Below are 24,018 nucleotides of genomic sequence, written 5' to 3'. Positions count from 1 at the left end.
TGGACCCGCCCGAGACGCGACCACGGGTAATCGGCCGCCCTGTCAAATGCCCGGCCGGCCGGTCCGTGCCCGGCGGCAACGGTCGCTCTGCGTCGGAAGCCGGTGCGGGTACTCTCGGGGACCATGAACGTGTGTCCCTGCGGTGGCCTGCCCGCCGGTGCGTCCCTGAACGAGTGCTGCGGTCCTGCACTGAGCAATGAGGCGTGGCCGGACACGGCTGAGGCGCTGATGCGCTCGCGGTACACGGCCTACGCCATGGGTGCGGAGGACCACTTGTTCCGCACGTGGCACCCCCTGACCCGCCCGACGGAGGTCTCCATCGACCCCGACACCCGGTGGATGGGTCTGCGGGTGGACAGCACGGTGGACGGCGGACCCGAGGACGAGCACGGGATCGTGGAGTTCACCGCGGCCCACGTGAGCGAGGGGCGGTCTCTGGAGCTGCACGAGGTGTCCGAGTTCGCCAGGCGCGCGAAGCGCTGGATGTACGTGGGCCCCGCCTACGAGTGAGCGGCTGTACCCCGTGTGAGCCCGGCTCCGCTACCCGTTCGGTCGGTTCCCTCCACGGGACACCGCAGTAGGGTTGACCCCATGAACATCGAGATCCGCAAGGGCGACATCACCAGGGTCGAGACGGACGCGATCGTCAACGCCGCCAACTCCACGTTGCTCGGCGGCGGGGGAGTGGACGGTGCGATCCACCGGGCGGCGGGCAAGCAGCTGTTGGCGGAGTGCCGGCAGCTGCGGGAGACCACGCTCAAGGACGGCCTGCCCGCGGGTCAGGCCGTGGCCACGGACGGCTACGAGCTCCCGGCGCGCTGGGTCATCCACACCGTGGGGCCGGTCTACGCCAAGACCAAGGACAAGAGCGGCATCCTCGCCTCGTGCTACCGGGAGTCACTGCGCGTGGCGGACGAGATCGGTGCCACGTCCGTGGCCTTCCCCGCCATCTCCGCGGGCATCTACGGCTGGCCCATGGACAGCGCCACGCAGATCGCGGTGGACACGGTGCTGGACGCGGACACCCAGGTGGAGACGGTGGTGTTCGTCCCGTTCTCGGCGGACGCGGAAACCGCCTTCCAGGCAGCCCTCGACGCCGCGCGGGCCTGACCCGCCACACAGAACCTACCCACCAGCCACAACTGACCCGGCGCGGCACCCTCACGCCCGCACCACCCAGGATTAAGTGCAGCTTTTGCCGAAAATCGACCCGGTTTCGGCAAAATCTGCACTTTTTCCTGGGGACGCTGGCGGCAAGAGGGACTGAGCGGTGGCGGTACCGTGCCGTCCTCCGTTTTCGAGCCCATTCGCGCCGGTGACCGAGTCGAAGGACGCGCTGCTCCGGGTTCCGCAAGGCACCGAGTGCCAGGACATCCCGCGCGCCGAGGCCCGCCTGACATGGGCGGGGATCTCCACGCAGGAGATGCCGTCTCTACCGCGCAGGGAGCGGGATTCTCAACCCACGAAACCCGTGGGAACACCCCGCAATGACCGTGCGAGCCGCAGGTCATCTGCGGCCGGTCGTTGCCTGAAGCTCCCCCGGGCCCGTGAAAGTTCCACGAAGCCGAGGGACGAGTAGAGCTGGACGGCCGGGACATTGGTGGACAGAACCTTTAGCCAGACCTGGTGGCCGTCGTGCCGAGCGGCTCGATCCAACGCCGCACGCACGAGCTGGCGAGCCACTCCCTGTCTGCGCGCTGCCGGAGCTACCGCCAGTCCGGCGATGTACCAGTCGCCGAACGCCCCTAACTCCGGGCGTATCTTGATGTAGCCCACGATGCTCTCGGACCGACAGGCGACCAGCACGTCCTGCACCGTGGTTCCCGTGGGCGCTCCGAAGAACGGCCGGTCGGCACTCCAGAGCTCACCGGGATCGGTGCGCGGGGACCATCCGGCATGGTCGATCTGGGCCAGAATCCTGTCGTGCGCTAGACACGCAGGCCGGATGAATATCTCATCAGGCTCCGGCTGCTTGGCGCGCTCCTTGCTGCGGTCACTCACCTGGCACCCCTCCGCTGGCTTGCTCGGTCCACGACATCATGCAGGACAGATGGTGGCGTGGGCGGTCATGAACGGGTCGACCGGCTCTCGTGTGAAGCAAATGCAGATGGGCGAGCGCAAATCAGCATTAGCGGAGTTATTGCACTGGGAGGACGACGGAGGGAAGCAGCAGGGAACTGCTGCAGGGCCCCCGCGCACGCACCACCCAGGAATAAGTGCAGCTTTTGCCCACAATCGGCCCAGTTTCGGCAAAATCTGCACTTTTTCCTGGGGGAGGCCGCGTCCACGAGCTGTGCGGCCCCAGCTCCGGCACCTCGGCGCCCTCGCGGGCGCTCAGATCAGGCCCAGCTCCTCCACCGCGGCGCGCTCCGACTCCAGCTCCGCCACGGACGCGTCGATGCGCGCACGGGAGAACTGGGAGATCTCCAGGCCCTGCACGATGGACCAGTCCCCGCCGGACGTGGTCACCGGGAAGGAACTGACCAGCCCCTCCGGCACGCCGTAGGAGCCGTCCGAGACCACGGACATCGAGGTCCAGTCACCGCGGTGGTTGCCCAGCATGAGGTCCCGGGCATGGTCGATCGTGGCACTCGCCGCGGACGCGGCCGACGACGCCCCGCGGGCCTCCAGGATCGCGGCACCCCGCTTGGCCACGGCGGGGATGAACGTGTCCTCGACCCACTCGCGGGTGACCAGGTCCAGGGCCGGGCGACCAGCCACCCTGGCGTGGTCCAGGTCCGGGTACTGCGTGGCGGAGTGGTTGCCCCACACGGAGAGGTGCTTGACGTCGTTCACCGCCGCCCCGGTCTGCGCCGCGAGCATGGCCACGGCCCGGTTGTGGTCCAGCCGGGTGAGCGCGCTGAACCGGGAGGCGGGGATGTCCGGAGCGTTGCGCTGGGCGATCAGAGCGTTCGTGTTGGCGGGGTTGCCGGTGACCACCACGCGGATGCCGTGGTCCGCCACCTCGTTCAGAGCCTTCCCCTGCTCGGTGAAGATCGCGCCGTTGGCCTCCAGCAGGTCACCGCGCTCCATGCCCTTGGACCGTGGACGGGCCCCGACGAGCAGGGCCAGCTGGGCGCCGTCGAACACCTTTCGGGGGTCCGAGCCGATCTCCACGTCCGCGAGCAGGGGGAACGCGCAGTCCTGCAGCTCCATGACCGTGCCCTCCAGGGCGGGCAGCGCGGACGGGATCTCGAGCAGCCGCAGCCGCACCGGGCGCTCTCGGCCCAGGAGGTCTCCGTGGGCGATCCGGAAGAGCAGGCTGTAGCCGATCTGGCCGGCGGCTCCGGTGACGGCCACGGTGACGGGTGTGAGGCTCACGGGTTTTCCTCCTGGAACGGGTGACGCCTGTGTGGTGCGTCACACGGGGGTGCGGTGGCTCCGAGGCTATCAACCGCACCTGTTCAGCGCACGGCGGAAGCTCCTGTCGGCGTGTGCCGCGCCCGGTCAGAATGGGGTCATGGCTGAAACCGCAATGCAAGGAAATCCCGTGCACACCGTGGGCGAGCTGCCCGCCGAGGGCACGTCCGTTCGCCCCTTCGACCTGGTCGGCGCCGATCTGGGGCCCGTGGCCTCGGACGAGTTCACCGGCCAGCGCATGGTGCTCAACATCTTCCCGTCCCTCGACACCGGCGTGTGCGCCCAGTCCGTGCGCGAGTTCAACAAGCGCGCGTCCGAGCTGCAGAACACCGCCGTGCTGTGCGTGTCCAAGGACCTGCCGTTCGCCCAGGCACGCTTCTGCGGTGCAGAGGGTCTGGACAACGTGGTCACCGCGTCCGCGTTCCGTTCGTCCTTCGGTGAGGACTACGGCGTGAGCATGACGGACGGCCCGCTGCAGGGCCTGCTGGCGCGCGCCGTGGTGGTCGTGGACGAGAACGGTCAGGTGGTCCACAGCCAGCTGGTCCCGGAGATCTCGCAGGAGCCGGACTACGACGCCGCCGTGGCCGCGCTCTCCTGATCCGGCACCTCCCGCGTCGGGACCGGGGGTCTGAGCCCGCGCCCTCCTGACCCGTGCGTGGTGCGCTGCCCCCACGTGCTCGTTGCCCGCGCCGGGCCGCGCGCGTAACACCCCAGATAGAACGACGCCGCCGCGTCCCCGGGAAGGGGGCGCGGCGGCGTCGTCACACGAGCGCGCGGTGCGAGGACCACGGCGCGTGCGGAGCGGATCAGGCCGTGAGCGAGTCCATGATCCGGTTCAGCGTGGCGGACGGGCGCATGACGCCCGAGACCAGCTCCGGCTTGGGCCAGTAGTAGCCGCCCAGGTCCGCGGGGGAACCCTGCACGCCCAGCAACTCGGCGTTGATGGTGTCCTCGTTGGCGCGCAGCTCGGAGGCGACCTCCTGGAAGGCCTGGGCCAGCTCGGCGTCCTCGGTCTGCCGGGCGAGCTCCTCGGCCCAGTACATGGCCAGGTAGAAGTGCGACCCGCGGTTGTCCAGCTCGTTGACCTTGCGGGACGGGGACTTGTTCTCGTTCAGGAACGTGCCGGTGGCCCGGTCCAGGGTGTCCGCGAGGACCTGGGCCTTGGCGTTGTCGAAGCGCGTGGCCAGGTGCTCGAAGGACGCCGCGAGCGCCAGGAACTCACCGAGGGAGTCCCAGCGGAGGTGGTTCTCCTCCTGCAGCTGCTGCACGTGCTTGGGAGCCGAGCCACCGGCACCGGTCTCGAACAGGCCGCCGCCGTTCATGAGCGGCACGATCGACAGCATCTTCGCGGAGGTGCCCAGTTCCAGGATGGGGAACAGGTCCGTGAGGTAGTCGCGCAGCACGTTGCCGGTCACCGAGATGGTGTCCTCGCCGCGGCGGATGCGCTCGATGGTGAACTTGGTGGCCTCCACGGGGGAGAGGATGCGGATGTCCAGCCCGTCGGTGTCCTCCTGCGCGAGGTAGGTGTTGACCTTCTCGATCAGGTTGCGGTCGTGCGCGCGGGACTCGTCCAGCCAGAACACCGCGGGCATCCCGGACTCGCGGGAGCGGCGCACGGCCAGCTGCACCCAGTCCTTGATGGGGGCGTCCTTGGCCTGGCACGCACGCCAGATGTCACCCGGCTGAACGTCGTGGGACATGAGCACGTCCCCGGCGGAGTTGACCACCTGCACGGTGCCGGCCTCGGTGATCTCGAAGGTCTTGTCGTGGGAGCCGTACTCCTCGGCCTTCTGGGCCATGAGGCCCACGTTCGGCACGGTGCCCATGGTGGTGGGGTCGTACGCGCCGTTCTCGCGGCAGTCGTCGATCACGGTCTGGTACACACCGGCGTAGGAGGAGTCCGGCAGCACGGCCAGGGTGTCCTTCTGCTCGCCCTCGCGGCCCCACATCTGCCCGGAGGTGCGGATCATCGCGGGCATGGAGGCGTCCACGATCACGTCCGAGGGGACGTGCAGGTTGGTGATGCCCTTGTCCGAGTTCACGTAGGCGAGCTCGGGGCCGTTGTCGATGGCCTCCTGGAACGCGGCCTTGATCTCGGCGCCGTTCTCCAGGGCGTCGAGGCCCGAGAGGATCCCGGCCAGGCCGTCGTTGGGGGAGAGCCCGGCCTTGGCCAGGTCCGCGCCGTAGCGCTCCATGACGTCCTGGAAGAACGCGCTGACCACGTGGCCGAAGATGATGGGGTCCGAGACCTTCATCATGGTGGCCTTGAGGTGGGCGGAGAAGAGGATGCCCTCCTCCTTGGCACGGGTCACCTGGGCCTTCAGGAACTCGTCCAGGGCGGCGGCGCTCATGAACGTGGCGTCCACCACCTCACCGGCGAGCACGGGCACCGACTGCTTGAGCACGGTGGTCTTGCCGCCGCTGACCAGCTGGATGGTGAGGGTGTCGTCCGCCGGCATCACCACGGACTGCTCGTTGGTGCGGAAGTCGTCGTGGCCCAGCGTGGCCACGTTGGTCTTGGAGTCCTTGGACCACGCGCCCATGGTGTGCGGGTGCTTCTTGGCGTACTCCTTGACGGCCTTGGGCGCCCGGCGGTCCGAGTTGCCCTCGCGCAGCACGGGGTTCACGGCGGAGCCCTTGACGCGGTCGTAGCGCGCGCGGATGTCCTTGGCCTCGTCCGTGGAGGCGTCCTCCGGGTAGTCCGGCAGGTCGTAGCCGTCCGCCTGCAGCTCCTTGATGGTGGCCTTGAGCTGCGGGATGGAGGCGGAGATGTTGGGAAGCTTCACGATGTTGGCTTCCGGGGTCTTCGCGAGCTCACCGAGTTCCGCGAGGGTGTCCGGGACGCGCTGCTCCTCCGTGAGCCGGTCCGGGAACTGCGCGAGGATGCGGGCGGCCAGGGAGATGTCCCGGGTCTCGACCTCCACCCCGGCCGTGGACGCGAACGCCTCGACCATGGGCTTGAACGAGTACGTGGCCAGCATGGGTGCTTCGTCGGTCTCGGTGTAGATGATCTTGGGCATGGACAATGACTCCTTGCATCGACGGTCACTGGGGCTGCCCTCCAGCCTACCCGCAGTGGGCCCCCGCGGACCCTGCCGGTACGGGCCGTGATCGGCGGGTGGGCCCACGCTGCCGGGCGCCGCCGTGCCGCTTCCGGTGCACGCCGCAGGCATGACGACGGCGCACGGCCCCGCCCCGGAGGTCGGTCGCCGTGCGCCGTGGTGGGAGGAGCCTCTGAGCCCAGCCCCTGGGGAAGGTCAGTGCTGCAGGGTGTGCTTGATCCGCTCGCGCTCCCGTTCGAGCTTGCGCAGCCGGTGGCTCAGCGTGAACATCCGCACGGAGCCCACGAGGGCCATGATGAGCGCACCCGCGATCGCGGAGAGCAGCATGGCCACCCCCAGGGGCAGCGAGAACGTCCAGGCGAGGAACTCGAACTGGGTGGCCACGTTGTTCTGGATGATGAAGACCAGCAGCAGGATCAGCACGATCACGCCCACGATCAGCGCGGCCCACACCGTCCCGGAGACGCCGCGCTTGACCGGGGTGTCCAGGGCGGGGTCGTAGGTACCCGTGTACTCGCTCGTTCCCGTCTCCTCACCACGCGCAGCGCCTCCGGTGGGCGACGCCGCCCGCCCGGCTCCCGCGGGCCCGGTCCCGGTGGACGCGGCGCCCGCGGCTCCTGCCCGGGACGCGTCGGCGTCCGTGACCGAGTGCCGGTCGAGGGCGCCGTCCGGGCGGTCGTGACGGGCCGGCCCCCGGCCCTGCTGGGGCTGAGCCCCGGGAACGGGGCCGGCGCCGGCGGGTGCGGCAGCGGCGTCGTCGTCGGGAACGCGGGGTGCGGCGGAACGTTCGTGCGGGGTGTTGCTCACTGGGTGCCTCCCGGGGGTCGCGTGGTGGTGGGTCCAGCGTAGGCCAGCAGCGCCCCGGGCACAGGGGCGGGGCGGAGCAGCGCGACACGCCCGAGAAATCACGACACGCTTGCAATCTGCTGACATGTCGCACGGAATCGGTTATCGCTGGGTAACCTTTCGTTCATTGTGTGACGCACCACAATCAACGGTGACGCCAGTCACGGCTCGGGGCGACCACCTCCGAGGGTGCAACGCACATTCCATGGGCACCACATCAGGAGGAAACGTCATGGGCAAGTACACCTTCAAGGGGAAGGCCGCCGTGTCCGTCGCGGCGATTGCAGCACTCACTCTGACCGGCTGCGCCAGCGTGGGCGGCGGCGGGGACGAGGGCGGCGGTGAGAGCAGCGCGGCGGGCCAGGAGGGCGGCGTCGTGACCGTCGCGGAGACCAACGCGTTCACTGGCGCCAACCCGAGCTACGTCAAGACCAACCTGGACATCAACAACAAGATCGCCCAGATGACCCGCGAGGGCTTCTACACCGTGGACACGGAGCAGAAGATCCAGCCCAACGAGGGCTTCGGCACCTACAAGAAGATCTCGGACGACCCGCTCACGGTGGAGTACGAGCTCAAGGACCCGCAGTGGTCGGACGGCAACAAGATCGACAAGGCGGACCTGCTGCTCGAGTGGAGCATGCTCTCCGGCTACGCCAACGACTCCAGCGAGGACGGCAAGACCGGCAAGGACTACTTCTCGATCGCCGGCTCCACGGACATCCTGGGCACCACCGAGATGCCCACGTTCTCCGAGGACGGCAAGAAGATGACCATCACGTGGGGCAAGCCCAACGCTGACTGGGAGATCGGCTTCGGCGGCGTGACCGAGCCCGCCCACGTGGTGGCCAAGAAGGCCGGCATGACCGAGGACGAGCTGCTCAAGGTGCTCGAGAACCAGAAGAAGGGCGATCCCAAGAAGCCCCAGAAGCAGCCCGAGCTCGAGAAGATCGGCAAGGCCTGGGACACCGCCTTCAACTTCACCTCCATGCCGGACGACAAGGACCTCCTGGTCTCCAGCGGTCCGTTCAAGATCGAGAACATCGTGGAGAACAACTCCGTCACGGTGAAGAAGAACGAGAACTACCAGGGCGAGATGCCCGGCAAGCTGGACGAGATCACGGTGCGCACCATCTCCGATCCCACCGCCCAGATCCAGGCGCTGCGCAACGGCGAAGTGGACATCATGCAGCCGGGCAACGTCAACAAGGACACCCTGGACCAGGTCCAGCAGATCGAGAACGTGAACGTCCAGAAGGGCGACCAGCTCGCGTACGACCACCTGGACCTGAACTTCGGCTCGGACGTGTTCAAGGACCAGAAGGTCCGTGAGGCGTTCCTGAAGACGATCCCGCGCCAGCAGATCGTGGACCAGCTCATCAAGCCGGTCAAGGAGGACGCCTCCGTGCTGAACTCCCAGATGTACGTGTCCAGCCAGAAGGACGAGTACGGCAAGGCCGTGGAGAAGAACGAGGCCGAGTCCATGTACGGGGACGTGGACATCGAGGGCGCCAAGGAGCTGCTCGGCGGCAAGACGCCCACCGTGCGGATCCTCTACAACAACCAGAACCCCCAGCGCGTGGACACCTTCCAGCTGATGAAGGAGTCCGCGGAGAAGGCCGGCTTCAAGGTGCAGGACATGGGTGACCCCAACTGGTCCGAGAAGCTCTCCGACGGCGACTACGACGCCTCCCTGTTCGGCTGGGTCGCTCCGGGTGTGGGCACCGAGATGCTCTCGCAGATCTTCAAGACCGGCGGCGGCGGCAACTACAACAAGTACTCCAACGAGGACGTCGACAAGATCGTGGACGAGGCGCGCACCAACCTCGACGACGAGTCCCGCGTGGACCAGATCGTGGAGGTCGACAAGCACACCTTCGAGGACGCGTACGGTCTGCCGCTGTTCCAGTCCGTGGGCTACGTGGCCACCTCGGACAAGATCGCCGGCGTGGACACCTACCAGCCCAACCAGACGGGTGTGTTCTGGAACGTCTCCGAGTGGAGCCGCAAGTAGGTCTGCCGAGCTCCTGTTGACCGAGGCACTCCCCTCATGAGCACTGCGCGGGCGCGGATCTGCTGCGCCCGCGCAGTGTCGTGACCACCACTCGTACAGAGGCTGCGACATGATTTCTTACATTCTCAGACGGCTCGTCACCGCCGTCCTCATCCTGCTGGGTGCATCGTTCATCGTGTACCTCATGACGGCGGCGTCCGGAGATCCCCTGTGGGACCTCTACGGCAACCCCAACGCCCAGCAGCTGATCCCGGCGCGCGTGGAGGCCCTGAACCTGGACACCCCACCCGTGCTGCGCTACTTCACGTGGCTCGGCGGCGCGGCCGGGTGCCTGGTGCCCTTCGCGGACACCTGTTCCCTGGGCGTGAGCCGTGACGGCCAGGAGGTCACCGAACTGCTGGCCTTCGCCATGACCCAGACCATCATGCTGGTCACGGTGGGCACCATCCTGGCCATCGTGGTGGGCATCACCCTGGGCATCGTCTCCGCCCTGCGTCAGTACTCGGGGCTGGACTACGGCATCACGTTCTTCACGTTCCTGTGCTTCTCCCTGCCGAGCTTCTGGCTCGCGGTGCTGCTCAAGGAGATCGTGGCCATCCAGTTCAACGACTTCCTGCAGGATCCCGTGTTGTCCCTGGGTGCGATCGCGCTGATATCGCTCGTGGCGGGAGCCATCTGGTTCCTGGTCTCGTTCGGACAGATGCGCACCCGCCTGCTCATGGGCCTGCTCGGCTTCGCGGTGACCTTCGGGATCATCTACTTCGTGCTGGCCACCAACTGGCTCAATCACCCGTTCCTGGGCATTCCGCTGATCGCCCTCACGGGCATCCTGGTGGCGGTGATCGCCACGGTGCTGATCTCCGGGCTGCGCAACAAGCGCGCGCTCTACGCGGCACTGGGCACCGTGGCGGTGGGTCTGATCATCTACTTCCCGGTGCAGTACCTGTTCGCGGACGGCGGTCTGCTGACCGTGCTGCTCCTCACCCTGGTGATGATCGGTGTGGGCATCGGCGCGGGGTACCTGGCTGGTGGCTACGACCGCGGCCAGGGCGCACGGGTGGCCGGTGTCACCGGCTTCTTCGTGGCGCTGCTGATCGTCCTGGACCGGTTCATGCAGTCCTGGCCGGACTACGTGAACTCGAGCCACATCCGCGGCCGTCCGATCGCCACGGCCAACTCGGCCACCCCGGGCTTCACCGGTGACTTCTGGACCACAGGACTGGACCGGTTCACGCACCTGCTGCTGCCCACCATCTGTCTGACGCTGCTGGCGCTGGCCTCCTACTCCCGGTACTCCCGGGCCTCGATGCTGGAGATCATGGGCCAGGACTACATCCGCACGGCACGCGCCAAGGGCCTGTCCGAGCGCACCGTGGTCATGCGCCACGCCTTCCGCAACGCGCTGATCCCGCTGGCCACCCTGGTGGCCTTCGACATCGGCGGTCTGATTGGTGGCGCGATCATCACGGAAACCGTGTTCGCGTTCACCGGCATGGGGCAGCTCTTCGTCCAGGCGGTGCGCAACGTGGATCCCAACCCGGTGATGGGCGTCTTCCTCGTCACCGGCATCGTCGCCATGATCTTCAACCTGATTGCAGACCTGGTGTACTCCGTACTCGACCCGCGCGTGAGGGTGAAATCATGAGCCAGCCCCAACCCATCGACATCCCGCAGACCGTGGAGCAGCATCCTGAGGCCGGGCAGAAGCCCCAGGACGTGCGCGGCAAGAGCCAGGGACAGCTGGTGCGCGGGCGCTTCTTCGGCAACACCGGCGCGGTGGTCTCACTCGTCGTCCTGCTGTTCATCGTGCTGCTGTCCGTCACGTCCATCGGCATCGGTCCCATCCCCGGCTGGTGGAAGTGGGACCCGGACACCACGGGGCCCGTGGTGGACGGCGGCGTGCCCACGCTGACCCTGCTCCCTCCGAGCATGGGGGACCACCCCTTCGGGCAGGACAACCTGGGGCGCGACCTGTTCGCCATGGTCATGCAGGGCACGCAGTACTCGCTCATCGTGATGCTCGTGGTGGGTCTCATCACCGGCATCGTGGGCACCGTGATCGGTGGTCTGGCCGGGTACTTCCGCGGCTGGGTGGAAGCCGTGCTGATGCGCCTGACGGACGTCATCATCATCATCCCGCTGGTCATCATGGCCGCCCTGCTGGGCCGCATGGCGATCTCCTGGGTGCGCGCCCACGGGCTGCCGTCCTTCGCCACGGTCATCGCGCTGGGTCTGCTGATCGGCCTGGCCGCGTGGCCCGGCCTGGCCCGCCTGGTGCGCGGTGAGTTCCTGTCCCTGCGTGAGCGCGAGTTCGTGGACGCCGCCCGCCTCGCGGGGGCCTCCAGCGGCCGGATCATCTTCAAGCACATCCTGCCCAACACCGTGGGCGTGATCACCGTGAACATCACGCTGCTGATGTCCTCGGCGATCCTGCTGGAGACCTCGCTGTCCTACCTGGGCCTGGGCATCCAGGCCCCGGACTGGTCCCTGGGCCGGCTGATCAACGAGAACCAGACGGCGTTCGCCACCCGGCCGTGGCTGTTCTGGTGGCCGGGTGTGTTCATCGTGGCCATCGCGCTGACCATCAACTTCATCGGTGACGGTCTGCGTGACGCCTTCGACCCGCGCCAGCGCAAGTTCAACCCCAAGCGGGCCCGTGAGACGGGGGCCGCCCGCGGCGCAGCGCCTGCCGCGTCACCGCAGGCGGCGCAGTGACCCGCGTGCGCTCACACCGAGTACAGGACCACGCTCGCGGCGGTCAGCACCGCGACCGCCGCGAGCGGGCCCGGTACGAGGCGGGTGGTGATCGGCTCGGGGTCACCCTGCCGGGTGAAGACGTCCAGTTCTCCGGAGTCCACGCGGCGCTGCCACTGGATGCGGATGCGATTGGCCGCCGCGCCGGACGCAGTGGACGTCAGGTCACCCACGCGCACCGCTCCCTCGGGGCGGGCAATGGGGTGGTTGCGGTTCACGGCGTCGGCGTCGGAGCGGAACGCCGCCCCTGCACCGGCGGAGGGCAGCGCGAAGCTGGAGTACGAGCCCTGGTCCGTCACCACGGTCACCGCGAACCGGGTGCGCACGTCCACGATGCGCGCCCACGGGATGCTCACGGTGCGCGCGGGATTGACCAGCCGCACCCCGCTCCCACCCACCTCCAGCCGGGGCCGCCAGTACAGGGCGTGGGCGAGCGCCGCCAGCGCGAGACCACCGCACACCGCCCCCGCGTGCTGGGCGGCGGTGTGGCCCCAGCCGCCCACGAGCACCAGCACCCCCAGCACCACCAGGAATCCCGTCAGCCACGGCGTCGACGACGCGCGGAAGGTCTCGTGGTCAGGGGCGGGTCCGTCGGTTTCAGGCATGGCCACCATGCTAGGCAATGCGCGCGAGCCACGGCCGCGCGCCCAGTTCTCGACACGATGGAGCACACACGATGAGCACCTCGCACCAGCCCGACGGCATCCCCGAGGGCACTCCCGAGCCGCACGGCAGCCCCGAGAACCCTGCGTCGGCCGGGTACGACGACGCCCGGGCCGCGGGCGCGCAGGCCGGGCCGGCGGCGTCGTCGACCGGTGGCGCCGCGACCGCGTCCGGTGAGCCCACCGCCGCGGAGCACAACGCGCCCTGGAACGGGGCGCAGGCCGGAGACGGCCGCGTGGCGTCTCCGGACGCTGCCCCCGCGACGGGGGAGGGCGCCGTCGTGGCCGGGGCCACCGCGGCGGGTGCCGAGAAGAAGCGGGGCCGGCGTGCCCAACGCAGCGAGCCCGGAACGCGGCGGAGCAAGGCCAGGACGACCGTGGCGCGCGGTGAGCCCGTGCTGAGCGTCCGCGGGCTGTCCGTGGACTTCGGTGTGGACCGGGAATGGGTTCCCGCGGCGATCGACCTCACGTACGACGTGGCCGCGGGCGAGGTGCTCGCCATCGTGGGCGAGTCCGGCTCCGGAAAGTCCGCGAGCTCGATGTCCATGCTCGGGCTGCTGCCCTCCAACGCCCGCGTGAGCGGCTCCGCCAAGCTCGGGGACACGGAGCTGATCGGACTGCGCGGCAGCGGGCTGCGGCGTGTGCGCGGCGAGGAGATCGCCGTGATCTTCCAGGAGCCCATGACCGCGCTGAACCCCGTGTACACCGTGGGGCAGCAGATCGTGGAGACCATCCGGCTGCACCGGGACCTCTCGCCGTCGGAGGCCACGGAGCGCGCCATGCAGATGCTGACCATGGTGGAGCTGCCGGACCCGGAGAAGGCCTTCCGCTCCTACCCGCACCAGCTCTCGGGCGGTCAGCGGCAGCGCGCGATGATCGCGCAGTCGCTGTCCTGCGACCCCAAGCTGCTGATCGCGGACGAGCCCACCACGGCCCTGGACGTGACCGTGCAGGCCGAGATCCTGGACCTGATCCGCAATCTCAAGGACCAGCTGGACTCCGCGGTCATCCTCATCACCCACGACATGGGCGTGGTGGCGGACCTCGCGGACAAGATCGCCGTGATGCAGAAGGGCGTGATCGTGGAGCAGGGCTCTGCGGAGCAGATCTTCAGCTCCCCCCAGCACCCCTACACGATCTCCCTGCTCGAATCGGTGCCCCACCTGGGCGAGGGCGGCGAGTCGGACGAGTCCGTGGACCTGGCGGCCGTGCTCGAGCAGTCCATCGCGTCCCCCACCATCGTGGACCGCAGCACCGCGGAGGAGGCGTCCATGGACACCCTCGCCCAGCGTGTGGTGGCCCCGGTGCTGCAGCTCAAGGACGTGGCCATCGAGTACCCCAAGCAGGGGCGCAACCCCGCGTTCCGTGCCGTGGAGGGCGTGAGCATCACCGTGGCCTCGGGCGAGACCGTGGGTCTGGTGGGCGAGTCCGGTTCGGGCAAGACCACGATCGGCCGCGCGGCCGTGGGGCTGCTCCCGGTGGTCGAGGGCTCCCTGATCGTGGACGGCGTGGAGCTGGCCGGTGCGTCGCGCTCGACGCTCAACAAGGTGCGCAAGGACGTGGGCATGGTGTTCCAGGACCCGTCCTCGTCCCTGAACCCGCGCCTGCCCATCGGTGAGTCGATCGGTGAGCCCATGTACCTGGCCGGCGTGGCCAAGGGGGCGCAGCTGCAGACCAGGATCGAGCAGCTGCTGGACCAGGTGCGCCTGCCGCGCAACTACCGCAACCGCTACCCCCACGAGCTCTCGGGCGGTCAGAAGCAGCGCGTGGGCATTGCCCGGGCGCTGTCCCTGAAGCCCAAGCTGCTCGTGGCGGACGAGCCGACCTCCGCGCTGGACGTGTCCGTGCAGGCCACGGTGCTGGACCTCTTCGAGGAGCTGCAGGCGGAAATGGGCTTCGCGTGCCTGTTCGTGACCCACGACCTCGCGGTGATCGACCGGCTGGCCAACAGGATCGTGGTCATGCAGCACGGGCACATCGTGGAGCAGGGCTCGCGTGAGGCCGTGCTGCGCCACCCGGAGCAGGAGTACACCAAGCGGCTGCTCGCGGCCGTCCCGGTGCCCTCGCCCGAGGCGCAGCGTGTGCGCCGCGAGCTGCGGCAGCAGATGGCCCACCACGTGTCCTGAGCACCGCAGGTCCCCGCGGCCCGGTCCGTGCCCCCAGGGGTGGACCGGGCCGCGTCGTGCTGTCGCCCGGCCCGCCCCGGGTCTCCCACCCGGCCACGCGCGGCCAGTTCCGACCTAACATGTCCGCGCCATCGTGGATTGCACCCACCCGGCCACGCGCGATCAGTTCACTCGACCGGCCCCGTCCGCCGCGCCCGCCCGGGGAGCACTGTGGACTGCGCCGGGCACCCATGCGTCTCCCTGCCGCGCCACCTAGACTGCCCACCATGACTGACACCACACGTCTGACCGCCGTCCTCGACCGCCTGCTCCGCGAGCGGGACTCCTTCCTGGCCTCCGCGCAGGCCCTCTCACCCGAGCAGCTGCGCGGTCCGTCCGACTGCGAGGAGTGGGACCGCGCCCACGTGGTCGCCCACCTCGCGTCCAACTCGCGTGCCCTCGTGAACCTGGTGGACTGGGCCACCTCGGGGGAGCCCAAGCCCATCTACTCGTCGCGGGACGAGCGCAACCGGGAGACCGACGAGCTCGCGGCGCTGCCCCCGGAGCAGCTGCTGCGGACCTTCGTGGAGAACAGCCAGTACCTGGCCGAGCAGTGCGAGCGGCTCAAGGGTCCGCTCGCGGTGGAGGAGCTGGACCTCAACGGCAAGACCGTGCCCTCCGTGGGGATTCCCACCGTGTGGATCTCGGAGCTCGTGCTGCACCACCAGGATCTGAACACCGGGTGGACCGTGGCGCAGGCGGAGCCCGAGTCCCAGCTCAACGCCCTGGAGGGCGCGGTCCGTGCCATGCGGGCCAAGGGTGCACCGGGCATGACCCTGCGCACCACGGAGCACGACGAGTGGATCCTCGGTGACGGTGGTCAGCTCGTGACCGGTGACCGGGTGGGCATGATCATGTGGCTGGCCCGCGGCGACGCTCAGGGCGTCTCCTCGGAGGGACCGCTCCCGGAGCTGCCCGCGTGGTGATCCGTGGCCGGTAGACGCCGGTTCAGGAGAACAGCGTGAGCACGTAGGCCGAGAACAGCACCAGGTGGGCCGCGCCGTGGACGGCCGTGACCCGGGGTGCCGCGAACGTGACGGTGGAGAGCAGCAGGCTCAGCCCCAGCAGCATCAGGTTCACGGGGCTCTCGGCGAGCACCACGGGCTGGCCCGTGAGCAGGCCGATCACGAGCACCGCCGGGATCGTCAGTCCCAGGGTGGAGACCAGGGCCCCGTGGCACAGGTTGCTGACCCGCTGCATCTGACCGGCCCGTGCTGCGCGCACCGAGGTGATGGACTCGGGCAGGAACACGATGGCGGCGATCAGCACCCCGGCCAGGGCGGGCGGGGCACCCAGCCGGCCCAGACCGTCGTCGAGCAGGGCGGCCATCTCGTGCGAGAGCAGCACCACAGGCAGGGCGGTCGCCACCAGGAGCGCGAGCCGCGCGGGCACCTCTCCGCGCGGTCCGGCGGGAGAGCCTCCCCGTCCCGTCTCCCTCGCCGCGTCGGCGGGTTCCGTGCGGAAACGGGGGTCCACCTCCGTGAAGTCCGCCGCCTGTGCGCCGGTCTGGCGGACCAGGAAGAACGCGTAGGTTCCGACGGTGAGCGCGACCACCGGAATCTGCTGCCAGGTGCGGTAGGCGCCGCCCGTGCCGATGGCCACGGGCAGCACGAAGGCGAGCGCGCCCAGCACCGTGAGCAGGCACAGGTACACGGAGACTCCCGTGCGGTGGTGCTCCAGGTGGCCGTGCCGCAGTCCTCCCACCAGCAGGCACACGCCGATCACGAGGTTCAGGATGATCATGGACACGGCCATGACGGAGTCCCGGGCGATCGTGGCGTGCTCGCCGGGGCCGAGCATCACCGCGCAGATCAGCACCACCTCGATCACCACGATCGACAGGGTGAGCACCAGGGAGCCGAACGGGTCACCCAGCCGGTCCGCGAGGCGCTCGGCCTGCTGGACCACGCCCCCGGACGCCACGAGGATCACGCCCACGATCAGCACGAGGGCCGCGACCAGCAGCCCGGCGGGGACGGGCGGGAGCAGGACGTCTCCCACGAGCTGCAGGACCAGGACGGCGCACCACCCGGTCAGCAGACGGGCGGTGGCCGGTGGCGTCAGGACATGGCGCAGGGTGGGTTTCACGAGGGACCTCGTTCCTCGGGCCGGTGCGGGCGGGCCCGGTCGCGGGGTCGTCCCCAGGTGGTGTCGGACAGCTGGTATCAGACGGTGCGGGGCACGGGTCGTCCCGTGTCCCGGCGCGCGAGTGCGCTCAGTCGCGCACGCCGAACAGCCAGGGCTCGGCGCGGTCCGTGTGGGGGTCGTCGAAGTTCACGAACGTGCGGCCCTTGGCCTCCACGGCCTTGTACTCCTGCACGACCTCCAGGCTCAGGCGCTCGCGGTGCTCGACCTCCGCGATCACGGCCGAGGCGCCGGAGCGGTCGGGGAGGGTGGCCGGGTAGGCCAGTGCGGCCACCAGGATGGTGGGCGCCTTCTCCCGGGCGGTGGCCCGCAGGGAGTCCAGGATCTCCTCGGGGGACAGGCCCTCGGGATCCACGGAGTCGAGCTCGAACTCGCCGTCCTTGCCGCCCGTGACCAGGAAGGCCGGGAACGCGCCGAACTGGGAGACCTGGTCCTCCACGACCGCCTGCACGTGGCTCAGCGCGGTGTCCACCGACTCCACGGCGGAGTCCGAGACCCACTGCCGCCAGGCGTTGTCGTGATCGGCCCGGGCGCGGGCCGCCTCCGCCCTGGTCATCCGGGACGTGCCCCGGGACGGCGTGGAGCGGCGTCGTGAAGAGTGTGCGGAGGACTGGGCCACGGAGGAGGACTCCTTCGGAAGACAGGGGTGTGCTCAGTCCAGGGTAGGCGCTCGCTAGACTGGATCGGAACCACTGAAGCCAATCCCAGGAGCATGCATGTCTGCGATCGATCGCGAACAGGTGGCGCACCTGGCGGAGCTCGCACGGATCGAGATGACGGACGAGGAACTGGCCCGGGTGGCCGGGGAGCTCGAACTCATCGTCTCGTCCGTGGCCTCCGTCAGCCAGGCCGCCGGACCCGACGTCCCCGCCACGAGCCACCCCCTGCCGCTGCAGAACGTCTTCCGCGAGGACGTGGTGGGCCAGACGCTCACCCAGGAGGAGGCCCTCCTGAACGCCCCGGACGGCCAGGACGGCAAGTTCCGTGTCCCCGCGATCCTGGACGGTGAGTGAGCATGAGCGAGCAGATCATCGAACTCTCCGCCGCCGATCTCGCGGCAAGGCTGGCCTCCGGTGAGGTGTCCTCGGTGGACGCCGTGCAGGCGCACCTGGGCCAGATCGAGGCCACGGACGGCGCCGCGCTGGACGCCTCCGACCGCTCCCGCGGCACGGACGGGCTGAACGCCTTCCTGCACCGCAACACCGAGGAGGCGCTGCGCGTGGCCCGCGAGGTGGACGAGGCCCGCGCCCGGGGCGAGGAGCTGCCCGAGCTGGCCGGTGTGCCGGTCGCGGTCAAGGACCTGATCGTCACCAAGGGCCAGCCCACCACGGCGGCGTCCCGCATGCTCGAGGGCTTCATGAGCCCCTACGACGGCACCGTGACCCGCAAGCTGCGCGCGGCCCGGATGCCCATCCTGGGCAAGACCAACCTGGACGAGTTCGCGATGGGCTCCTCCACGGAGCACTCCGCGTTCGGCCCCACGCGCAACCCGTGGGACCTCACCAAGATCCCGGGCGGCTCCGGCGGCGGCTCGGCCGCGGCCGTCTCCGCCTTCCAGGCCCCGCTGGCCCTGGGCACGGACACCGGCGGCTCCATCCGCCAGCCCGCGGCCGTGACCGGCACCGTGGGTGTCAAGCCCACCTACGGCTCGGTCTCCCGCTACGGCGTGATCGCCATGGCGTCCTCGCTGGACCAGGTGGGGCCGTGCTCGCGCACCGTGCTCGACGCCGCCCTGCTCCACGAGGTCGTGGGCGGCCACGATCCCGCCGACTCCACCTCGCTCACGGATCCCGTGGGCGGCTACGCGCAGGCCGCGCGTGCCGGCGCCGCGGACGGCGGGCTCAAGGGCCTGCGCGTGGGCGTGGTCAAGCAGCTCACGGGCGAGGGCTTCCAGGCCGGTGTGCAGCAGCGCTTCGAGGAGTCCCTCGCGCTGCTGCGGGCCGCCGGGGCGGAGATCGTGGAGGTGGAGACCCCCAACTTCCAGTACGCGCTGGGCGCCTACTACCTGATCATGTCCTCGGAGGTCTCCTCCAACCTGGCCAAGTACGACGGCGTCCGGTTCGGTCTGCGCGTCACGACCGAGGGCACCCCGACCATCGAGAAGGTCATGGGTGCCTCGCGTGCCGCGGGCTTCGGGGACGAGGTCAAGCGCCGCATCATCCTGGGCACCTACGCCCTGTCCGCGGGGTACTACGACGCCTACTACGGTTCCGCCCAGCAGGTGCGCACGCTCGTGCAGCGTGACTTCGCCGCGGCGTTCGAGACGGCCGACGTGCTGATCTCTCCCACCGCGCCCACCACTGCGTTCGACATCGGCGGCGTGGACGAGTCCGCGGACCCCATGCAGATGTACCTCAACGACATCGCCACGATCCCCACCAACCTGGCGGGCATCCCCGCAATCTCGCTGCCCGGTGGACTGGCACCCGAGGACGGGCTGCCCGTGGGCATCCAGTTCATGGCACCGGCCCGGGAGGACGCCCGCGTGTACCGCGCCGGCGCCGGGCTGGAGCGGCTGCTCGCCGAGCAGTGGGGCGGCCCGCTGTGGCAGCACCGCGGGGACGTGGCCGGGACCGTTCGTGACTTTGCGGCCACCGCCGCGCAGGGAGGCAAGTGATGAGCCAGGACGTGCTGTCCTTCGAGGAGGCCCTCGAGCGCTTCGACCCCGTGCTGGGGTTCGAGGTGCACGTGGAGCTGAACACGAAGACCAAGATGTTCGACGCCGCGCCCAACGTGTTCGGGGACGAGCCCAACACCAACGTCACCCCGGTGTCCCTGGGGCTGCCCGGTGTGCTGCCCGTGGTCAACGGCAAGGCCGTGGAGTCCGCGATCAAGCTGGGGCTCGCGCTGAACTGCTCGATCGCGGAGAAGTGCCACTTCGCCCGGAAGAACTACTTCTACCCGGACACGCCCAAGAACTTCCAGACCTCGCAGTTCGACGAGCCCATCGCGTTCGACGGCCACCTGGACCTCGAGCTGGAGGACGGGACGCAGTTCCGCGTGGAGATCGAGCGCGCCCACATGGAGGAGGACGCTGGCAAGCTGACCCACATGGGCGGTGACGCCGGGCGCATCCAGAACGCGCAGTACTCCCTGGTGGACTACAACCGGGCGGGTGTGCCGCTCATCGAGATCGTCACCAAGCCCATCGTGGGCGCGGGGGAGCGGGCTCCGGAGCTGGCGCGCGCCTACGTGGCGGCCATCCGCGAGATCGTGAAGAACCTGGGCATCTCGGACGCCCGCATGGAGCGCGGCAACGTGCGCTGCGACGCGAACGTGTCCCTGATGCCCAAGGGCGCCACGCAGTTCGGCACGCGCTCGGAGACCAAGAACGTGAACTCGCTGCGCGCCGTCGAGCGCACCGTGCGCTACGAGATCCAGCGCCACGCCGCGGTGCTCTGCGCCGGGGAGGAGGTCACGCAGGAGACCCGCTTCTGGCACGAGGACACCCGCTCCACCACGGCGGGCCGTCCCAAGTCGGACGCGGACGACTACCGCTACTTCCCCGAGCCGGACCTGGTGCCCGTGGTGACCACCGCGGACTGGATCGAGGAGATCCGGGCCACGCTGCCCGAACCGCCCGCCGAGCGCCGCAAGCGGCTCAAGGCGGACTGGGGCTACTCGGACGAGGAGTTCCGGGACGTCGTGAACGCCGGCGTGCTGGACGAGATCGAGCGCACGATCGCCGCGGGCGCCTCGCCGGCCACCGCGCGCAAGTGGTGGATGGGCGAGATCGCCCGCCTCGCCAAGCAGCGCGAGGTCGAGATCGCCGAGCTGCCCGTCACCGCGGCGCACGTGGTGGAGCTGGATGGCCTCATCTCCGAGGGCAAGATCAACGACAAGCTCGCCAAGAAGGTCCTGGGCTTCGTCGTTGAGGGCGAGGGCACGCCGTCGGAGATCGTGGAGGCCCGCGGCCTGGCGGTCGTCTCCGACGACGGCGCGCTCTCCACGGCCGTGGACGACGCCATGGCGCAGATGCCGGACGTGGTGGAGAAGATCAAGGGCGGCAAGGTGCAGGCCGTGGGCGCCCTGATCGGCCCCGTCATGAAGGCCACGCGCGGTCAGGCGGACGCCGGCCGCGTGCGCCAGATCATCCTGGAGAAGCTCGGCGTGCAGGGCTGACGCCCGCGCCTGTGCCACGGCCCGGCCCGGCTCCCCGTGCGGGGGCCGGGCCGTTCTGCGTGTCCGGGTCAGCGCCGGCGCCTCACGAGGCCCCGTCCTCGCTCAGCCTCCACTCGTGCAGCCCGTGCTGCTTCGTGGAGTCCGTGCTCACGATCCCGTCGATGCGCTCGCGAATGGCGCGGTCCTCGGCCTGCGAGCGGCACACACCGGCGGGGGCGTCCGAGGCCACGGGGCACCACGTGTACGCCCCGCCCCGGGTGTTGGAGCTCGGCGCCCACGCCAGGTCACTCACCCGCCACTGCCCGTCTGCTCCGCAGGCGAACTGGAAGCGGGCCACGATCCCCTGGTTGTTGCTCTCGGTCGAGGGCGGTGCGGACTCGGTGACGTTGTTGCCCACTCCGTAGACGATCCACGTGCCGTGGTAGTTCTCGATGGGCTGCACGCTGTGGGAACCGTGGCCGTACACGGCGTCGAAGGCCCCGGACTCCGCGAGGGCGTGAGCGGTGCGCTGCTGGTAGGCGTCCGCGGTGTCCGTGTACTCCGTGATGGAGTGCATTGCGGCGACCACCACGTCCGCACCCTGCTCGCGGGCCTTCTCCGCCTGCGCCACGGCGTGCGCCACGTCCTGGGCTGCGGTGTCCTCGCCCACGCGCGGGTCCGCGCCGTCCCGCAGGCGGTCGATCCGCCACGGGGTGTCCTGGGGCTTCTCGTTGAGACTGTTGGTGCCCGTGACGATCGCCATCCGCCCGGTGGGGGTGTCCACGATCATGGGCTGCCCGGCGTCCTGCTCGTTCGCGTAGGTCCCGGTGTGCTGCAGCCCGGCGGCATCCAGCGCGGAGACGGTGCGCTCCACTCCCGCCACCCCCTGGTCCACCGCGTGGTTGCTCGCAGAGGTGCAGGCGTCGTATCCCGCGTCCTTCGCGGCCCGCAGGATCTCCGGGGGCACGTTGAACTCCGGGTAGGCCGAGTACGGCCCGCCGGCTTCTGCCACGGGGGTCTCGGCCTGGCACACGGCCACGTCCGCCTCGTCCAGGTAGGGCTTCTGCTGCGCGAACAGGGGAGCGAAGTCGAAGTTCGCGCCGCCGTGCGTGGCGGGGTCCACGGCGAACCGGCTCCACAGCCCCTCGTGGAGCAGCAGGTCACCGGAGACCGCCAGGCTCATGCAGGTGTCCTCCGGGCACTCGGGTCCCTTGCCGGGTCCGGTGGCCCGTGACGTGGTCTCCTCGGGGGTCGACGACGCCGCGGGGCCGCCGCTCTGCCCGGGGTCCGGGGTCGTCCGGGGCGCGGAGCACCCCGTCAGCAGGAGCGCCCCCGCGCAGAGGACCGCAACGCCGGTCCGCAGGGCGAGCCGCGGCGATGAACGGGGGCGGGAGAGATCGGCCATCCGGCGATGCTATCGCGAACGCGGGTGACGGGGACCACCCCTGAGGGGTCGCACACGGACACGACAGCATTTAGGTCATGCACATCTGACGAAATTGCTGTTTCGGCTTCCGTTTCGGCTCCTCAAGAGGTTAGGCTTCCCTAAGTTCTGAAGTCGAGTGAGCGGGGACGGTCGTGGATCGAAGCACCAGCGGGCGGCACCACGGGATGGCCTGCGTGGCGGACCGCGCGGTGTCCCTGGCCCACCGGATGCTGTCCGGTGCCGGGCAGGCCACTGTGGTGGCATACCGGATGCCCGGTCAGCCGGTGCTGACCTCCGTGGCGCACGGCCTCACGGCCAGCGGGGAGCTGGTGCTGGCCGCCACCGTGGACCCCGCATCGGTGGAGCCGGAGCTGCTGGTCACGGGGGAGTCCCTGGACGTGCGGATGGACATCACCAAGGTGGCTCCCGAGCCGGGGGTCCGGATCGTCGCCGCCACCGCCCACATGCTGGCCCGCCTGGAGTGGCTGGACCCCCTGGACGCCGAGCTCCTGGTGGGCACCGGCGAGGTGCCGGAGCTGGTGGCCGCCGTGGCCGCGGCACCGCGCGGGATGCTCGCCGTCCTGGACGTGGAGCGGGTGCTGCTGCACGACGGCTCGGGCGTGACGCCCATCGGGTACGGCGCCCTGCTGGAGCACCACGGCAGCGGGTGCGCCGGGACCGCGCAGGAGATCGAGGCCGCGGGTTTCGACGTGGTGGTGGACGTGGACCGGCTGGACCTGGCCAGCGTGTGCGACGCCGCGGAGCAGGGCTGGGTGCCGTCCCACCTGCTCACCCGCAAGCCGTCCGAGGGTGGGTGCGCGCACACGGTCGAGCGCGACTTCGTGGTGGACGTGGACCTCACGGGGGTCACCATCCTTCGCCACGGGGCGCGGCTCACGAGCGTCTACTTCGTCCCGTTCGTCTCGGAGTGCACCGGAGCGGCGGATCTCACCGACAATCTGCGCGAGCTGCTGGGGGCGCGTGTCGCGGCCTGAGCCGCCAGCGGGTGCCGGCCCCGCAGCGAATGACGAAGACCGCGAGTCGGGTGACTCGCGGTCTTCGTCATGGGTGAGGGTTCGGGCCGGACGCGGTGCACGTGCTCCGGTGGGTGGGCCGCGGTGCCCGCTGGAACGGCCCGGGAATCGCTGCGGTGGCCGATGGGCCGCCGCAGAGGGGGGCTTACGCAGCCTCGTAGCTGCTGCAGTCCGCGTCCGCGGTGACCTCGATGGAGGATGCCGTGCACATCAGGTCCTTGTTGTGCGTGCACTCGAGGCGCTGGCACGCACCCACCTGGCCGTTGGCCGTGGGGAGCCCGCCGCGGGCGTCCAGGGAGATGAACGTGGTGCAGGACGCAGCGGCGCCCTGGCCGCCCACCGTGATGGCGGGGGCGGTGCAGCCGTTGTCGTTGAAGGCGCAGCCGGCGGCGGTGCAGGTGGAAACAGCGGTGAGAGTTGCCATGATCTTCTCCTTCTGGTGCGGGTGG

The 24,018-nt window shown here is 69.8% G+C and carries 21 protein-coding genes; 12 read left to right on the top strand and 9 right to left on the bottom strand.

Annotation, left to right across the window (positions count from 1 at the left end; translation table 11 throughout):
* Nucleotides 1-123: 123 nt before the first annotated feature.
* Both AABM36_RS10550 and AABM36_RS10545 read left to right on the top strand, forming a co-directional pair.
* Nucleotides 124-510 carry a YchJ family protein gene (locus AABM36_RS10550; RefSeq protein WP_423446111.1) on the top strand — a complete coding sequence of 129 codons (387 nt, stop codon included), beginning with the start codon at nt 124-126 and terminating at the stop codon, nt 508-510.
* An 81-nt stretch (nt 511-591) separates the two neighbouring features.
* Complete coding sequence (locus AABM36_RS10545) at nt 592-1,110, top strand: O-acetyl-ADP-ribose deacetylase (protein WP_423446109.1); 519 nt, start codon at nt 592-594, stop codon at nt 1,108-1,110.
* A gap of 345 nt (nt 1,111-1,455) precedes the next feature.
* Here the strand turns inward: AABM36_RS10545 and AABM36_RS10540 are convergent, their stop codons facing one another.
* Together AABM36_RS10540 and AABM36_RS10535 are read right to left on the bottom strand one after the other, a co-directional pair.
* Nucleotides 1,456-2,001, bottom strand: coding sequence for a GNAT family N-acetyltransferase (locus AABM36_RS10540; RefSeq protein WP_423446107.1), 546 nt, complete (start codon nt 1,999-2,001; stop codon nt 1,456-1,458).
* 333 nt (nt 2,002-2,334) lie between these two features.
* Complete coding sequence (locus tag AABM36_RS10535; protein ID WP_423446105.1) at nt 2,335-3,321, bottom strand: malate dehydrogenase; 987 nt, start codon at nt 3,319-3,321, stop codon at nt 2,335-2,337.
* Between the two features lie 139 nt (nt 3,322-3,460).
* On the opposite strand from AABM36_RS10535, the gene tpx reads away from it, so the two are divergent.
* Complete coding sequence (tpx, locus tag AABM36_RS10530; protein WP_423446103.1) at nt 3,461-3,958, top strand: thiol peroxidase; 498 nt, start codon at nt 3,461-3,463, stop codon at nt 3,956-3,958.
* Between the two features lie 208 nt (nt 3,959-4,166).
* Here tpx and AABM36_RS10525 read toward each other — a convergent pair whose 3' ends face one another.
* Entirely contained in the window at nt 4,167-6,380 is a 2,214-nt protein-coding gene (locus AABM36_RS10525; protein WP_423446101.1) for an NADP-dependent isocitrate dehydrogenase, read from the bottom strand.
* Between the two features lie 237 nt (nt 6,381-6,617).
* Nucleotides 6,618-7,229: a LapA family protein gene (locus AABM36_RS10520; protein ID WP_423446099.1), complete on the bottom strand. Its 612-nt coding sequence runs from the start codon at nt 7,227-7,229 to the stop codon at nt 6,618-6,620.
* 271 nt (nt 7,230-7,500) lie between these two features.
* On the opposite strand from AABM36_RS10520, the gene AABM36_RS10515 reads away from it, so the two are divergent.
* The 3 genes from AABM36_RS10515 (at nt 7,501) to AABM36_RS10505 (ending at nt 11,997) form a co-directional block, all read left to right on the top strand.
* Nucleotides 7,501-9,282 carry an ABC transporter family substrate-binding protein gene (locus tag AABM36_RS10515; RefSeq protein ID WP_423446097.1) on the top strand — a complete coding sequence of 594 codons (1,782 nt, stop codon included), beginning with the start codon at nt 7,501-7,503 and terminating at the stop codon, nt 9,280-9,282.
* Nucleotides 9,283-9,391: 109 nt separating this feature from the next.
* Nucleotides 9,392-10,927, top strand: a complete 1,536-nt coding sequence (locus AABM36_RS10510) for an ABC transporter permease (RefSeq protein ID WP_423446095.1) — start codon at nt 9,392-9,394, stop codon at nt 10,925-10,927.
* Nucleotides 10,924-11,997, top strand: a complete 1,074-nt coding sequence (locus AABM36_RS10505; protein ID WP_423446094.1) for an ABC transporter permease — start codon at nt 10,924-10,926, stop codon at nt 11,995-11,997. The genes AABM36_RS10510 and AABM36_RS10505 overlap by 4 nt, the downstream gene beginning before the upstream one ends.
* An 11-nt stretch (nt 11,998-12,008) precedes the next feature.
* Here AABM36_RS10505 and AABM36_RS10500 read toward each other — a convergent pair whose 3' ends face one another.
* Nucleotides 12,009-12,641 (bottom strand): PH domain-containing protein, encoded by a 633-nt coding sequence (locus AABM36_RS10500; protein ID WP_423446092.1) that lies wholly within the window; start codon nt 12,639-12,641, stop codon nt 12,009-12,011.
* A gap of 71 nt (nt 12,642-12,712) precedes the next feature.
* Here AABM36_RS10500 and AABM36_RS10495 point away from each other — a divergent pair, with 71 nt between their 5' ends.
* Entirely contained in the window at nt 12,713-14,824 is a 2,112-nt protein-coding gene (locus AABM36_RS10495; RefSeq protein ID WP_423446091.1) for an ABC transporter ATP-binding protein, read from the top strand.
* A gap of 266 nt (nt 14,825-15,090) precedes the next feature.
* The gene (locus tag AABM36_RS10490; RefSeq protein WP_423446089.1) at nt 15,091-15,789 is read left to right on the top strand and encodes a maleylpyruvate isomerase family mycothiol-dependent enzyme; all 699 of its coding nucleotides are present in this window, start codon (nt 15,091-15,093) and stop codon (nt 15,787-15,789) included.
* A 22-nt stretch (nt 15,790-15,811) separates the two neighbouring features.
* Here the strand turns inward: AABM36_RS10490 and AABM36_RS10485 are convergent, their stop codons facing one another.
* Both AABM36_RS10485 and AABM36_RS10480 read right to left on the bottom strand, forming a co-directional pair.
* Nucleotides 15,812-16,951 carry a calcium:proton antiporter gene (locus tag AABM36_RS10485; RefSeq protein WP_423446087.1) on the bottom strand — a complete coding sequence of 380 codons (1,140 nt, stop codon included), beginning with the start codon at nt 16,949-16,951 and terminating at the stop codon, nt 15,812-15,814.
* Between the two features lie 127 nt (nt 16,952-17,078).
* Nucleotides 17,079-17,627, bottom strand: coding sequence for a hypothetical protein (locus AABM36_RS10480; protein WP_237573738.1), 549 nt, complete (start codon nt 17,625-17,627; stop codon nt 17,079-17,081).
* A gap of 97 nt (nt 17,628-17,724) precedes the next feature.
* On the opposite strand from AABM36_RS10480, the gene gatC reads away from it, so the two are divergent.
* From gatC to gatB, 3 genes are read left to right on the top strand one after another with little or no spacing between them, the layout of a single operon-like run.
* Entirely contained in the window at nt 17,725-18,021 is a 297-nt protein-coding gene (gatC, locus tag AABM36_RS10475) for an Asp-tRNA(Asn)/Glu-tRNA(Gln) amidotransferase subunit GatC (protein ID WP_019309493.1), read from the top strand.
* A 2-nt stretch (nt 18,022-18,023) separates the two neighbouring features.
* Complete coding sequence (gene gatA / locus AABM36_RS10470; protein ID WP_423446084.1) at nt 18,024-19,625, top strand: Asp-tRNA(Asn)/Glu-tRNA(Gln) amidotransferase subunit GatA; 1,602 nt, start codon at nt 18,024-18,026, stop codon at nt 19,623-19,625.
* Nucleotides 19,625-21,130, top strand: coding sequence for an Asp-tRNA(Asn)/Glu-tRNA(Gln) amidotransferase subunit GatB (gene gatB, locus AABM36_RS10465; protein WP_423446082.1), 1,506 nt, complete (start codon nt 19,625-19,627; stop codon nt 21,128-21,130). Before gatA ends, gatB begins: the two co-directional genes overlap by 1 nt.
* Before the next feature lie 82 nt (nt 21,131-21,212).
* On the opposite strand, the gene AABM36_RS10460 is transcribed toward gatB, so the two are convergent.
* Nucleotides 21,213-22,514 (bottom strand): CapA family protein, encoded by a 1,302-nt coding sequence (locus AABM36_RS10460; RefSeq protein WP_423446080.1) that lies wholly within the window; start codon nt 22,512-22,514, stop codon nt 21,213-21,215.
* Nucleotides 22,515-22,687: 173 nt separating this feature from the next.
* On the opposite strand from AABM36_RS10460, the gene AABM36_RS10455 reads away from it, so the two are divergent.
* Nucleotides 22,688-23,530 carry a hypothetical protein gene (locus AABM36_RS10455; RefSeq protein ID WP_223246050.1) on the top strand — a complete coding sequence of 281 codons (843 nt, stop codon included), beginning with the start codon at nt 22,688-22,690 and terminating at the stop codon, nt 23,528-23,530.
* Nucleotides 23,531-23,714: 184 nt separating this feature from the next.
* Here the strand turns inward: AABM36_RS10455 and AABM36_RS10450 are convergent, their stop codons facing one another.
* Nucleotides 23,715-23,993, bottom strand: a complete 279-nt coding sequence (locus AABM36_RS10450) for a DUF1540 domain-containing protein (RefSeq protein WP_039101730.1) — start codon at nt 23,991-23,993, stop codon at nt 23,715-23,717.
* Between the last annotated feature and the right edge of the window lie 25 nt (nt 23,994-24,018).

The organism is Kocuria sp. KSNUG (genome assembly GCF_049532735.1).
Taxonomy (GTDB): Bacteria; Actinomycetota; Actinomycetes; order Actinomycetales; family Micrococcaceae; genus Kocuria; species Kocuria rhizophila.
This window is presented reverse-complemented; position numbering and strand designations above follow the sequence as displayed.